This is a genomic window from Streptomyces sp. NPDC025793 (assembly GCF_055558375.1).
Genome location: NZ_JBVHMR010000002.1, coordinates 316,728 through 329,906, shown reverse-complemented (window position 1 = coordinate 329,906; position 13,179 = coordinate 316,728). Strand labels below are relative to the sequence as shown.

The 13,179-nt window shown below is 70.7% G+C and carries 11 protein-coding genes; 5 read left to right on the top strand and 6 right to left on the bottom strand.

All coding sequences use genetic code 11. The features are described 5' to 3' along the window. Positions 1–116: 116 nt before the first annotated feature. Both murJ and ACZ4MF_RS05320 read right to left on the bottom strand, forming a co-directional pair. Positions 117–1,685, bottom strand: a complete 1,569-nt coding sequence (gene murJ / locus ACZ4MF_RS05325) for a murein biosynthesis integral membrane protein MurJ (protein ID WP_467490655.1) — start codon at positions 1,683–1,685, stop codon at positions 117–119. An 87-nt stretch (positions 1,686–1,772) separates the two neighbouring features. Next, positions 1,773–1,970, bottom strand: a complete 198-nt coding sequence (locus ACZ4MF_RS05320; RefSeq protein ID WP_467489969.1) for a DUF397 domain-containing protein — start codon at positions 1,968–1,970, stop codon at positions 1,773–1,775. A 374-nt stretch (positions 1,971–2,344) separates the two neighbouring features. Here ACZ4MF_RS05320 and ACZ4MF_RS05315 point away from each other — a divergent pair, with 374 nt between their 5' ends. Together ACZ4MF_RS05315 and ACZ4MF_RS05310 are read left to right on the top strand one after the other, a co-directional pair. Then, positions 2,345–2,851 carry a hypothetical protein gene (locus ACZ4MF_RS05315; protein ID WP_467489967.1) on the top strand — a complete coding sequence of 169 codons (507 nt, stop codon included), beginning with the start codon at positions 2,345–2,347 and terminating at the stop codon, positions 2,849–2,851. Positions 2,852–2,967: 116 nt separating this feature from the next. Beyond that, on the top strand, positions 2,968–3,945 hold the full coding sequence (locus tag ACZ4MF_RS05310) for a BRO-N domain-containing protein (RefSeq protein ID WP_467489965.1): 978 nt from the start codon (positions 2,968–2,970) through the stop codon (positions 3,943–3,945). A gap of 82 nt (positions 3,946–4,027) precedes the next feature. Here ACZ4MF_RS05310 and ACZ4MF_RS05305 read toward each other — a convergent pair whose 3' ends face one another. Genes ACZ4MF_RS05305 through pdhA form a run of 3 tightly spaced genes read right to left on the bottom strand, consistent with a single transcriptional unit; the run spans position 4,028 to position 7,665 of the window. Beyond that, positions 4,028–5,425: a dihydrolipoamide acetyltransferase family protein gene (locus tag ACZ4MF_RS05305; protein WP_467489963.1), complete on the bottom strand. Its 1,398-nt coding sequence runs from the start codon at positions 5,423–5,425 to the stop codon at positions 4,028–4,030. A 10-nt stretch (positions 5,426–5,435) separates the two neighbouring features. Further along, on the bottom strand, positions 5,436–6,413 hold the full coding sequence (locus ACZ4MF_RS05300; protein ID WP_467489961.1) for an alpha-ketoacid dehydrogenase subunit beta: 978 nt from the start codon (positions 6,411–6,413) through the stop codon (positions 5,436–5,438). Between the two features lies 1 nt (position 6,414). Then, complete coding sequence (gene pdhA / locus ACZ4MF_RS05295) at positions 6,415–7,665, bottom strand: pyruvate dehydrogenase (acetyl-transferring) E1 component subunit alpha (RefSeq protein ID WP_467489959.1); 1,251 nt, start codon at positions 7,663–7,665, stop codon at positions 6,415–6,417. 307 nt (positions 7,666–7,972) lie between these two features. Between pdhA and ACZ4MF_RS05290 the strand changes: the two genes are divergently transcribed. Further along, positions 7,973–8,215, top strand: a complete 243-nt coding sequence (locus ACZ4MF_RS05290) for a hypothetical protein (RefSeq protein ID WP_467489957.1) — start codon at positions 7,973–7,975, stop codon at positions 8,213–8,215. A gap of 155 nt (positions 8,216–8,370) precedes the next feature. Further along, positions 8,371–9,351 (top strand): phosphotransferase, encoded by a 981-nt coding sequence (locus tag ACZ4MF_RS05285; protein WP_467489955.1) that lies wholly within the window; start codon positions 8,371–8,373, stop codon positions 9,349–9,351. Between the two features lie 96 nt (positions 9,352–9,447). Here the strand turns inward: ACZ4MF_RS05285 and ACZ4MF_RS05280 are convergent, their stop codons facing one another. Continuing rightward, a complete protein-coding gene (locus ACZ4MF_RS05280) occupies positions 9,448–11,124 on the bottom strand; it encodes a protein kinase domain-containing protein (protein WP_467489953.1) in 1,677 nt (558 codons plus the stop codon). A 343-nt stretch (positions 11,125–11,467) separates the two neighbouring features. On the opposite strand from ACZ4MF_RS05280, the gene ACZ4MF_RS05275 reads away from it, so the two are divergent. Continuing rightward, entirely contained in the window at positions 11,468–13,108 is a 1,641-nt protein-coding gene (locus ACZ4MF_RS05275) for a protein kinase domain-containing protein (RefSeq protein WP_467489951.1), read from the top strand. Positions 13,109–13,179 lie beyond the last annotated feature (71 nt).

Below are 13,179 nucleotides of genomic sequence, written 5' to 3'. Positions count from 1 at the left end.
GACACCCCCCACTCCACCCTGAGGAGCCCCTGAGGCAACATCCTGAACACACCCTGAGGCAACGTCGGGGATCCGCACAAAGCACCTGCTGGGACAGCCCGTTGGAGGGTCCGAGGTCAGCGGAGTCCCGGCAGGCGCCGCAGTTCGCCGACCCTCAGCAGCCGCGCGAGCAGAAGGAAGACGAGCGCGAGGGCGAGCGTGCCCGCCACGGTCGTCAGGGCCGCCCCCGCCGTGCCGTCCCCGAGCACGCCGGCGCAGCCCCGCGCCGCCGCCCAGCCCGCCGCCGCGCCCCCGGCACCGGCGCACAGCAGCTTGGTGTACGTGCCGCGCAGGGTGCCGTCGTCGAGACGGCCGCCGGTGCGGCGGGCCAGCAGGCGGGCGGTGAGGACGAGGCCGACGAGGTAGGAGACGGCGTAGGCGCCGGCCATGCCGGTGACCGCCCACCGCGCGGACAGCAGCAGATGGCAGGCGGTGGCGAGCCCGATGTTCACCACCTGGGTCCACACGGCCATGAAGAACGGCGTACGCGTGTCCTCGAAGGCGTAGAAGCCGCGCAGCAGCAGGTACTGCGCGGAGAACGGGACCAGCCCGAGCCCGAAGGCCTGGAGCATATGGCCGAGCGGCCGGGCCGAGGCGGCGTCGGCGGCACCGTGCGCGAACAGGAGAGCGGCGATGTCCGGGCCGAGCGCGGTGAACAGGAAGGCGGCCGGCACGATCACCACGCCGCTGACCCGCAGCGCCCGGGACAGATCGGCGCGCAGATCGGCGATCCGCCCCTCGGCCGCCGCCCTGCTCATCCGCGGCAGCAGGGCGGTGACGAGCGAGACGGTGACGATGGACTGGGGCAGCATCCAGATGGTCTGCGCGTAGCTGTACGCGGTGTAGCCGACGCCCGCGTCCGGCAGCCGCGTGTCGGCGGCGTTGGCGTAGTTGGTGACGACGGTGAGCCCCACCAGGTTGGTCAGCACGAACAGCAGCGTCCACTTGGCCGCGTGGACCCCCGAACCGAGCCCCGCGCCCCGCCAGTCGAACCGGGGCCGGAAGCGGAAACCGGCGGCGCGGGCGAAGGGGACGAGCGCGAGGGCCTGTACGGCGATCCCGAGGGTCGTACCGACTCCGAGCCAGCGCACCTGCGCGTCGGTGACGTCGGCGACGGTGCGGGGGACGGTCATCATCCCGAGGTAGATGCCGAACATCGTCACGAGCACGACGTTGTTGAGGACGGGCGTCCACATCATCGCGCCGAACTTCTCGCGGGCGTTCAGGACCTGGCCGTAGATGGCGAAGAGGCCGTAGAAGAAGATCTGCGGCAGCAGGAAGCGCGCGAAGACGACGGTGAGCCGGAACGCCGCGTGCTCCTTGGGCGTGTCCCGCAGGTACAGGCTCACGATCTCCGGCGCCGCCCACACCGCGAGCACGGTCCCGACGGCCAGCACGCTGACGACCAGGGTCACCAGCCGCTGCTCGTACGCCCGCCCGCCGTCGGCGTGCGTCGCCCGCGCCCGCACCAGCTGCGGCACCAGCACGGCGTTGAGCGCGCCGCCGATCAGCAGGGTGTAGAGGCTGGTGGGCACGGTGTTGGCCGTGTTGTACGTGGTGGCGAGCAGCCCGGTGCCGAGAGCGGCGCCCTGCAGCACCTGCCGGATCAGCCCGGTCGCCCGGGAGACCACGGTGCCGCCGGCCATCAGGACGGACGACCGCGCCACCCCGGCCTCTGCTTTGGGCATCGCGTGTCGAGCGGTGATCTTCCGCGCCGTAACCATGCAGCAAATCTACGGCAGTTGGGGTCGCCCGCTCCGAGCGAGGTGAGCGGCGAACGCCCTCCGGGCACGAGGGCCGACGGTGACGATCGCTCCGGCGGGGGTCTTGGAGTCCCGGACAGCGATGGTGTGGGGGAGGTTGCGGGCGACTTCGACGCACTCGCCGTTGCCGCTGCCATGGCTGGACTTGACGAACTCGAAGTGCGGCACGCTCAAAGCTCCTTGCGGATATTCACCCGGCTGCACTTTCCATACAACGGCCGGAAACGCGCTCGGTGATCGGAATACGGACTTCTTCCATTCCGTCACCGGTGGCTTCGGAATCACCGACTCCATGTCGGATCTCGGGCTCATTGTCGTTTCGTCAACGGAAGTCGGCGTCTTCCGGCGGTTCAACACCTACTGATCTGACGGAGCCCAGCCCTGTGCGTACCCGCAGTGCCACCTACCCCGACCGCGAATCCGCCCAGTGGGCGAAGTCGACGCACCCGCGCCGCACTCGCCGAGCGGCTGGCTGGCGCTGGTCGCCGACCGGCTTGCCACACCGCGTGCCGACTACGGCCCGCCCGTCTCGGAGGAGTGAAGTGCCCCACGAGCGGCACGAGTTGTCGGCGCTGATGAAGCGACTGGCCCACGACGGACGTGTGGACGTGCGCTCAGGGCAGCTCCCGTCGACGACCGGAGGCATCCATGGCATCCGGGCCGCCGTCGCCGCCGAAGTCCACGTCGTTCTGCGGCGGTTGTGGAGGGACTGGGAGCGGTACGCCACCGGCTCGGAGGGCTTGTCATCCGCTCAGCAGGTCGAGGCGGCACTGGAAACCTCCACCGCGGACCGGGCTGCGGTACTCGTGGGCCGGTACGCCTCCGAGTGCCTGGTGTGGCCGAGTGCCACATTCATGGAACGCGCCGAAGCGGACGCCGTCGTCCGCCGTGTGGTGGAGCTCCTCGGGCCCGACGCCCACTGGTGGTCCAACTACGACTCGGAGACACAAGGCGCCTACACCTGCATCTCCGCCTGCGACTTCGACGGCCTCGTCACCGGCACCGACGGCCACCGGTTCGTCGTGCTGATCCAGGTCGGCGAGGACTGAACTCCGCTGCGCCGTCTGCCGTTTCGGTCGAGCTTCACCCTCAATCGTGAACTTCACGCTTGCAGTTGGCATATTCGATTTGCTCCGCTCTACGTTCCCCGGCGGAGGTGGTTCACATGATCGAACCCAGCAAGCAGCCCGACTCGTCCCGCCGGCATGAGGCGATCGACGTCAGCGACTTCGTGTACGCGGCGACGGGTGCCCGCGTCAGGCGGCTGACCATGCCGGACGGGAGTCACTGGTTTCCGGCGGTGGATGTGTGCAAGGAGCTCGGGCACAGCAACTCGCGGCAGGCACTCTCCGACCATGTTCCGGAGACGCATCGAGAGATGCTTGAGACCGTAACTGGAGCTTACGGTCTCAGCATTCCCGCAGGCAGGGAGTGGCGACGAGACCTGAACATCATCTCTCTGCAGGGTCTCATCCTCCTCGTCCAGGCCTGCACGAAAGCCGCCTGCGCTCCCTTCAAGCAGTGGGTCGCCGAGGTCATCGAGACCCTTCAGCGGGAGGGGTCCTACACCTTGGAGGAGGCCGAGGTGCAGCCCGCCGAACCCGGTGCTCCCATCGCCTACGCCATGCCGGAGCAGGTGGCGGAGGCCATCGTCCGGCTGGAGGCGCACAACCTTCAGGTGGACGAGGAGCTTGCGATCGCACAGCGCGAATCAGTGGTCGTGCAGCGGGAGTTGCTCGCCACGCAACAGGCCACGCTCGCCACGCAGCAGGCCGCCCTCGCCGCTCAGGAGGCCATGGCGACGGCGATGCAGCGCATCGCCGACCGGCTCGACGTCCTGGCCCTCGGCCGTCCCGTCCCGCCGGCGGACGCCTCCACGGCTCTGCCCACGACGGAGTCCGTCCTGGCGGACTGGCGGCAGCGGCTGTCCGTGACGGAGGACGTGTGGGCCGTGGCCGTCGTCATCGCCCCCGTTCTCGTGGACAAGGGCGAACTGCGCGAGCCCCTCGAATCCATTGCCGCCCGGACGGGGCTCTCGGTGCGGCGTGTCAATGAGTGCCTACGGCTGCTGCGGCGGCACGCCTGCATCCGCTCTCGCGGCGGGGCCGCGGACGGGGCGCCGGTGTACGTGCTGAACCGGTGAGCTCCTGACAGCGGGGAAGGCGGCCGCAAGTCGATGTTGCGGCCGTCCTCCCTCGACTCCGAAGGTTAACCACTCAGCGGCGTCACGCCCAGCTGATCAGCCTCTTCGGCTGTTCCAGGATCGCGGCCACGTCCGCGAGGAACTTGGAGCCCAGTTCGCCGTCGACCAGGCGGTGGTCGAAGCTCAGGGCCAGTGTGGTGACCTGGCGGGGCTTGACCTTGCCCTTGTGGACCCACGGCTGGAGCTTGATCGCGCCGATCGCGAGGATCGCCGACTCACCGGGGTTGAGGATCGGTGTGCCGGTGTCGACGCCGAAGACGCCGACGTTGGTGATGGTGATCGTGCCGCCCTGCATCGCCGCCGGGGACGTCCTGCCCTCGCGGGCCGTCGCCACCAGCTCGCCGAGGGCCCCGGCCAGCTGCGGGAGCGTCCTGTCGTGCGCGTCCTTGATGTTCGGCACGATCAGGCCGCGCGGGGTCGCCGCGGCGATGCCCAGGTTGACGTAGTGCTTCTGCACGATCTCCTGGGCGGCCTCGTCCCAGGAGGCGTTGATGTCCGGGTTGCGCTTGACCGCGACCAGCAGGGCCTTGGCGATCAGCAGCAGGGGGTTGACCCGCAGGCCCTGGAACTCGCGGTCCTGCTTCAGCTCCTCGACCAGCTTCATCGTGCGCGTCACGTCCACCGTCACGAACTCCGTGACGTGCGGTGCCGTGAACGCCGAGCCGACCATCGCCGTGGCCGTCGCCTTGCGGACGCCCTTGACGGGGATGCGGGTCTCGCGCGCGGTGTCGTACGACGCCACGGGAGCCGGCGCCGGCGTCACGGGGGCGGCGGGGGCAGTGGGGGTGGCGGTCACCGGTGCGGCCGTCGCGGGCGCGGCCGCCGCGTGGACGTCCTCGCGCGTGATGACGCCGTCGGGGCCGGACGGGGTGACCGTGTCCAGGTCGACGCCGAGGTCCTTGGCCAGCTTGCGCACCGGCGGCTTGGCCAGTGGGCGGGGCCTGTCCACGGCCGGGGCGGCGTGGCCGTTCAGCTCCGCCTGGATCGCCTGGGCCGGTGCCGGGACCGTGACCTCGGAGCCCTTGCGGGGGCGGCGCTTGGTGGAGGACGTCGCCACGCCGTAGCCGACCAGGACCGGCTGGCGGCCCTCCGGCTTCGCCTCCTCGGCCGGGGCTTCGGCCTGCGCCACGGGCTCCGCCGGCGCCGGGGCCGGCGCGCCGCCCGCCACGTCCACCGCGATGATGGTCGTGCCCACGTCGACCGTGGTGCCCTCGGGGAAGTGCAGTTCGCGGACCACGCCGTCGTAGGGGATGGGCAGTTCGACGGCCGCCTTGGCGGTCTCGACCTCGCACACCACCTGGCCGTCGGTGACCGTGTCGCCCGGCTGGACGTACCACTTGAGGATCTCGGCCTCGGTGAGTCCCTCGCCGACGTCCGGCATCTTGAACTCGCGTACGGACGCTTCCGTCATCGTCGTCACGAACCTCTCCTCAGTACGCCAGCGAGCGGTCGACGGCGTCGAGCACGCGGTCCAGGTCCGGCAGGTACTCCTCCTCCAGGCGGGCCGGCGGGTACGGGGCGTGGTAGCCGCCGACCCGGAGCACCGGGGCCTCCAGGTGGTAGAAGCAGCGCTCGGTGATGCGGGCGGCGATCTCCGCGCCGGAACCGAGGAACACCGGCGCCTCGTGGACGACGACCAGGCGGCGGGTCTTCTCGACGGACGTCTGGATCGCGTCGAAGTCCAGCGGGGAGACCGAGCGCAGGTCCAGGACCTCCAGGGACTTGCCCTCCTCGGCAGCCGCGTTCGCGACCTCCTGGCACAGCTTCACCATCGGGCCGTACGCCGCCAGGGTCAGGTCGGTGCCCTCGCGGACGACCTGCGCCCTGTGCAGCGGCGCGGGGATCGCGTCGACGTCCACCTCGGCCTTGTCCCAGTAGCGGCGCTTGGGCTCGAAGTAGATCACCGGGTCGTCGCTCTGGATGGCCTGCTGCATCATCCAGTACGCGTCCGAGGCGTTGGAGGGGCTGACCACCTTCAGGCCCGCCACGTGCGCGAAGAGCGCCTCGGGGGACTCGGAGTGGTGCTCGACCGCGCCGATGCCGCCGCCGTAGGGGATGCGGACGACGACCGGCATCTTGACCTTGCCCAGCGAGCGCGCGTGCATCTTCGCGAGCTGGGTGACGATCTGGTCGTAGGCAGGGAAGACGAAGCCGTCGAACTGGATCTCCACCACCGGGCGGTAGCCGCGCAGGGCCAGGCCGATCGCGGTGCCCACGATGCCGGACTCCGCGAGCGGGGTGTCGATGACCCGGCTCTCACCGAAGTCCTTCTGCAGGCCGTCCGTCACCCGGAACACACCGCCGAGCTTGCCGACGTCCTCGCCCATGATCAGGACCTTGGGGTCGGTCTCCAGGGCACGGCGCAGCGACTCGTTGATGGCCTTGGCCATCGCCATCTTCTCGGCCATGTCAGTGACCCCCTTCAGATGCGTCCGCGAACGACGCCTGGTAGGCGGCGAACTGGGCGCGCTCCTCGTCGACGAGCGCGTGCCCGTCCGCGTACACGTTCTCGAAGATGGCGAAATGATCCGGGTCGGGCATGGCACGGACCACTTCGCGCACTCGTTTGCCCAACGCCTCGGACTCGGCCTCGAGTTCCGCGAAGAATCCCTCGTCCGCGTGGTTTGAGGCTTCCAGGTACCGGCGCAGGCGCAGGATCGGGTCCTTGGCCTCCCAGGCCGCGCGCTCGTCGTCGGCCCGGTAGCGGGTGGGGTCGTCCGAGGTGGTGTGGGCGCCCATCCGGTAGGTGAACGCCTCCACCAGGGTGGGGCCCTCGCCCCTGCGGGCGCGCTCCAGCGCCCACTTGGTCACCGCGAGGCAGGCCAGCACGTCGTTGCCGTCGACACGGACGCCGGGGAAGCCGTAGCCCTGGGCGCGCTGGTAGAGCGGCACCCGGGTCTGCTTCTCGGTCGGTTCGGAGATCGCCCACTGGTTGTTCTGGCAGAAGAACACGACCGGGGCGTTGTAGACCGCGGAGAAGGTGAACGATTCGGCCACATCGCCCTGGCTGGAGGCGCCGTCGCCGAAGTAGGCGATGACCGCGCTGTCCGCGCCGTCCTTGGCGATGCCCATCGCGTAGCCGGTGGCGTGCAGCGTCTGGGAGCCGATGACGATCGTGTACAGGTGGAAGTTGTTGCTGTTGGGATCCCAGCCGCCGTTGTTCACACCGCGGAACATGCCGAGCAGGTTGGTCGGGTCGACCCCGCGGCACCAGGCCACGCCGTGCTCGCGGTAGGTCGGGAAGACGTAGTCGTCCTCGCGGGTGGCCCGCCCGGAGCCGATCTGGGCGGCCTCCTGGCCCAGCAGGGAGGCCCACAGGCCCAGCTCGCCCTGGCGCTGGAGGGCGGTGGCCTCGGCGTCGAAGCGGCGGGTGAGCACCATGTCGCGGTACAGGCCGCGCAGGTCTTCGGGGGTGATGCCGGCGACGTAGGCGTCGTACTCGGCGTTCTTGACCCGCTTGCCCTCGGGCGTCAGGAGCTGGACGAGCTCGGGCTCGGCGCTCTTCTTCGCGGCGGTACGGGTGGTGCGGGTGGTGCGCTGGGTACCGGTGGCTCCGGACGCGGTGCCGGACCTGCCGGACTTCGCTCCGGTACCGGTCTTGCCGGCCTTGTCTGCGGCGCTGCGTCGCGGCTGGCGCGCGGCACTGCTGTCCACGGTCACGTGTGCTCCTCCGTCGTTCCGGCCCCCGGGGTTGCCGGTAGGCCAGTGCGGCTCACCTGTTTCGACCACGGGGCACGGGGTGGGTGCCACTCGGCCGGGAACAGGCGTGACAGGTGCCCCGGCGAGCGCCCTGCAACCAACACGTTACCCAGTGCCTCACATTTCTGTGAAACCCCATCTGACCTGCGGCTTTGCTTGGATTTCCAAGTAAAGTCGAAGGGACGGGGAAGCGTGCTGGTCACAGCCTCGCGAAAGGCCGGAGCAAGCGCACGTTATCCCGCGCACCCAGGTCACGGGAAGAGTTTGCGTGGGAGACTCCTTCCGTGCACGAGGGCGGAAAAATCATGGCATTTCTCCTCGACGGCCGCCGGACGGCAGCGGGGCCGAGGTGCGCCGGGAGGCGATCCGCGGCAGCGAGCCGCTCCGGATCGGCGAGCGTTTGCGTCCCGCCTTGCATCCCGCCGTGAAGACGATCAAGAATTACGTTTCGCGTCCGCTTCCCAAACTCGGCAGGCAGGTGGAAAAGAGCGGAAGCGACGGAAATCTCTGATAAAGCCTGGCGCGTGACCGAAAGCGATCATCGTCGACTGCTTGTGACAACGCCCAGCTCACGGGGGCTTTTCGTGCCCTAGCATCTGCGGCGTGCCGCGCTCTTGTGTACCACCCCTCGTACCCCAAGCGCCCCCTCTGGGCGACGTGCTCCGCATGTACTCCGCCGGTAGCGCTCTCACCTGTGAACCGGTCGTGCAGGGCCTCCTCAATCGCGGATACCGGGTGTGCACCACCCGCGGCAGCTATTTCCTGAAGCACCATTTCGACCCCGACACGGCCGACCCGGCCGCCATCGAGCGCCGTCACCTGGCCACCCGACGCCTGGCCGACCTGGGCGTCCCCGTCCCCGTGCCGCTCGCGTCCCGCGAGGGCCGTACGGTCGCCGTCGTCGGCGGCCACGCCTACGCCCTGCACCCCTGGATCGACGGCCGGCACCGCCACGGCGGCCAGCTCACCCGGCCCGAGAGCGCGCGCCTGGGAGCGGTCCTGGGCGCCGTGCACGCCTGCCTGGAGCGCGTGATGCCGCCCAAGGGGCGCACGCGTCCGGCCACGAGCCCTCATCCCGTGGAGAGCGCCGACCCGGACGACACCTTCGACCTCATCGACGACCTGCTCGGCCGGGTCCGGCGCCGCCGTCCCGCCGACGCCTTCGACGAGCTGGCCCGGCACCGGCTTCTGGAACGCCGCGCGCTCCTGGAGCAGCACGCGGACCGGCGCCCCCCGCGCGGGGGCTCGGTGGGCTGGGTGCACGGCGACTTCCACCCGTTCAACCTGCTCTACAAGGACGGCGTGCCCGCGGCCATCGTCGACTGGGACCGGCTTGGCGTGCAGCCCCGCGCGGAGGAGGCCGTACGCGCCGCGGTGATCTTCTTCGTACGCCCCGCGGGCGCCCTGGACCTGCCGAAAGTACGCGCCTACGCGCGCGCGTACCGACGCGCGGCCGGGGCCACGCCCTCGGAGCTGTCGGCGGCCGTGCACCGGGTGTGGTGGGAGCGGCTGAACGACTTCTGGATGCTGCGCTGGCACTACGAACGCCGTGACACGCGCGCGGACTGTCAGTTCCCGGCCGCGTCGGCACTCGTGGTGTGGTGGACGCGGGAGTACGACGCCGTCTGCGAGGCGTTCACCGGCTGACGGCGCCCGCACCCGCCCCGGGCGTCGGTCGGCTCACGGGGAGGCCGTCACGCGACGGCGTCACGGGGATGCGGCCACGGGCGCCGGAGGTGTCCTTCAGGCGGTGGGGTCGCCCGTCACGCCGGACGTCACGCCCGCGTCCGTACCGCCGTTCGTGGTGCCGGTGGTCGTGCCGCCGTTCGTGGTGCCGTTGGTCGTGCCGCCATTGGTCGTCCCGCCATTGGTCGTCCCGCCATTGGTCGTGCCGCCATTGGTCGTCCCGCCATTGGTCGTCCCGCCGTTGGTCGTCCCGCCGTTGGTCGTACTCGTGCCCGTGGACTGCGACGGCGTGGTCTGCGGATCCGTCGGGCGCGTGGTCTGCGACCGCGTGGTCTGCGGATCCGTCGGGGTGTAGCCGGTGCCGCCCGAGCCGGTGTCCGAGCCGTTGTCCGTGCTGGAGCCGGTCGGCTGGTCGGAGGTGCTGTCCGACGGCGACGGGGACGTCGAGTCGTCCGTCGTGGACTGCGAGGGCGTCGTCGTCTGCTGGGTGTCGCCGCCGGTCTTCCCGCTGCCGCCCGCGTTGTTCAGCGCGAACGCGACGCCCGCCGCGATCGCGATCACCGCGAGGACCGCGACGATCCACAGCTTGCCGCGCCCGCCGCCCCTGTTGCCGTGCCCCTCGAAGCCGCCGTCGTCGCCGTTGCCGTACCGGGAGGGCAGGATCGGCTGCGGGATCTGCGCGGTGCCGGAGCCGAAGTCGCCCGGGTGCTGCATCGCGGTCGTCCCCGTGAAGCCGCCCGCCGGGGTGTGCCGGCCGTCGTGCGACTGCACCGGGCCGGTGTTCCAGGTGCCGGTGTGGCCGCCCGCCTCGTAGAGCATCTGCAGGCCGTACTGGATCAGCCCGCGCATCTCCTCGGCCGTCTGGAACCGGTCGTCCGGCTCCTTGGCGAGCGAGCGCATCACCAGGCCGTCCAGCTCCGGCGGGCAGCCGTCGGTGACCTGCGACGGCGGGACCGGCATGTCCTGGACGTGCTGGTAGACCACCGACAGCGGGGTCTCACCGGTGAACGGGGGCCGCAGCGCGAGGAGTTCGTACAGCAGGCAGCCGGTCGCGTACAGGTCGGAGCGGTGGTCGACGGCCTTGCCGAGCGCCTGCTCCGGGGAGAGGTACTGCGGCGTGCCCATGACCATGCCGGTCTGCGTCATCGTCGACTGGGCGCCGTGCAGCGCACGCGCGATGCCGAAGTCCATCACCTTGACGGCGCCGCTGTTCGTGATGATCACGTTGGCCGGCTTGATGTCGCGGTGCACGATGCCGTGCTGGTGCGAGTAGGCAAGCGCTTCCAGCACGCCCGAGACGATGATCAGGGCCTGCTCGGGGCCCGGCGCCTCGGCGTTCATCAGCAGGTCGCGGATGGTGCGGCCCTCGACCAGCTCCATCACGATGTACGGCACGGACTGGCCGCCCACGAAGTCCTCGCCGGAGTCGTACACGGCGACGATCGCGTGGTGGTTGAGGCCGGCGACGGACTGTGCCTCGCGGGTGAAGCGGGCCTTGGAGACGGGATCCTCGGCCAGGTCGGCGCGCAGCAGCTTGACCGCGACGGTCCGGCCCAGCCGGACGTCCTCGGCCGCGAAGACCTCGGCCATGCCGCCCCGGCCCAGCCGGTGGGTCAGCCGGTAGCGGCCGTCGCCGACGAGCCCGCCGTTGCCCCACAACTCCGGCGCGTCCGACATGCCGCCGCCACTCGCCTCGGGGTCGGACGGGCCCTGGGCGCGCTGCGTCTGTGCCATCAGTCCTCGCCGTCGTTTCTGCCCGCGGTGCGCGCGGTGTTGTCACGGTCTCCGTCGGCCACGCTACAGCCTTCGCGGGGGCCACCGGTTCGGAACGGGAACCGGGACCAGCCACGAGCGTGACCGGCCATGAAACCTCTAGCACGCGCTGTCGTGCAAATTCTGTGTGCCGGTCGTACGCCCCCTGTAACGCTTGCGCGACGCTTCTTGCGCGTACGGTCACGGAACGGGCACCGAGCTTGACGTGTCAGTGCCCTGGGGCAGACTTGGCCGGTAATGACACGTTCGATCAAGGCCCTGCGATGAGCGAAGGTGCCGGACGGCCGGTGGGGGACGGGGAGAGATGAGCCAGGACGGCGCGCACGGCCGGTATGCGGGACAGGCCCTCGCGGGCGGCCGCTACCAGCTGCGGGACCTGCTGGGCGAGGGCGGCATGGCCTCGGTGCACCTGGCGTACGACGCCGTGCTCGACCGCCAGGTCGCGATCAAGACACTGCACACCGAGCTCGGCCGGGAACAGGCGTTCCGTGAGCGTTTCCGCCGCGAGGCCCAGGCCGTGGCCAAGCTCACGCACACCAACATCGTCTCGGTCTTCGACACCGGCGAGGACGATCTCGGCGGCACGGCCATGCCGTACATCGTCATGGAGTACATCGAGGGCCGTCCGCTGGGCTCGGTCCTCGACGAGGACGTCCGGCAGTACGGCGCGATGCCCGCCGACAAGGCCCTGAAGGTCACCGCCGACGTGCTGGCGGCGCTGGACATCAGCCACGAGATGGGGCTGGTCCACCGCGACATCAAGCCGGGCAACGTGATGGTGACCAAGCGTGGCGTGGTCAAGGTCATGGACTTCGGCATCGCCCGCGCCATGCAGTCCGGGGTCACCTCGATGACCCAGACCGGCATGGTCGTCGGCACCCCGCAGTACCTCTCGCCGGAGCAGGCACTCGGCCGCGGCGTGGACGCCCGCTCGGACCTCTACTCCGTCGGCATCATGCTGTTCCAGCTGGTCACCGGGCGGCTGCCGTTCGACGCGGACTCGCCGCTCGCCATCGCGTACGCGCACGTGCAGGAGGAGCCGGTCGCGCCCTCCACGATCAACCGGTCCCTGCCGCCGGCGGTGGACGCGCTGGTCGCCCGCGCGCTGAAGAAGAACCCGAACGAGCGCTTCCCGACCGCCGAGGCCATGCGCGACGAGTGCCTGCGCGTCGCCGCCTCCTTGCAGGCGGCCGCGCCGAGCATCGTGCCGGGCACCGCGCCGACGCAGAGCGGCTCGGGCGTCGGCTCCGCGGTGTTCCCGCCGGTCGACCAGACCGCCCAGTCGGCCCCCGGCCCCGTGCAGACGCCGTACCAGCCGGGTCCGTACGGCGCGCCGCAGACCCCCGGCCCGGCCGCCTACGGCTACCCGCAGCAGGGCGGCTACCAGACGCCGCCCCCGGCGGGCTACGCCCCGCAGGCCGCGCAGGCGCCGACCCCGCCGCCGTACGGGGTCACGGCGCCGACGGCCCAGACGGCCACGCACACCGCCGGCGGCGGCAAGGGCAACAAGCCGGTGATCATCGGCTCGATCGCGGTGTCGCTGGTCGCGGTCGTCGGCCTGATCGTCGCGCTGACCCTGAACAGCGGCGGCAACGACGGCAACGCGGGCGGCGGCGGTGCGAGCGCCTCGGCGTCCACCTCGCACCAGGCGGGCTACCGCGGCCCCGACACCACCCGGGTCATCGACAAGACCAAGTGCACCGAGCCGACCGAGGCCTACAACGACACGAAGAAGGTCGAGCTGCCGGACTTCCGGTACAAGGACATCAACTCGGTGAAGGCGTGTTTGCAGGCCGCGAGCTGGAGTTACGAGGTCACGCCCGTGAACGACAACACCTGGGGGGACGGCACGGTGCTGGACGAGTTCCCCGCCGCGGGAACGGCCGTCGACCCGAAGAACGCGGGCACCATCCAGCTGAAGGTGTCGAACGGCAATCCCGCCTGAAATCGCCACGAACCGAGAGGCGTTGACGCTTCTCCTCGACGACGGCAACGGTTGGGCGGACGAAGATGGGC

Coding starts and splice junctions, on each gene's coding strand:
- ACZ4MF_RS05275 (WP_467489951.1), top strand. CDS start 11,468: ATGAGCCAGGACGGCGCGCACGGCCGGTATGCGGGACAGGCCCTCGCG.
- murJ (WP_467490655.1), bottom strand. CDS start 1,685: ATGGCCGGCGGCACCGTGGTCTCCCGGGCGACCGGGCTGATCCGGCAG.
- ACZ4MF_RS05285 (WP_467489955.1), top strand. CDS start 8,371: ATGTACTCCGCCGGTAGCGCTCTCACCTGTGAACCGGTCGTGCAGGGC.
- ACZ4MF_RS05310 (WP_467489965.1), top strand. CDS start 2,968: ATGATCGAACCCAGCAAGCAGCCCGACTCGTCCCGCCGGCATGAGGCG.
- ACZ4MF_RS05300 (WP_467489961.1), bottom strand. CDS start 6,413: ATGGCCGAGAAGATGGCGATGGCCAAGGCCATCAACGAGTCGCTGCGC.
- ACZ4MF_RS05280 (WP_467489953.1), bottom strand. CDS start 11,124: ATGGCACAGACGCAGCGCGCCCAGGGCCCGTCCGACCCCGAGGCGAGT.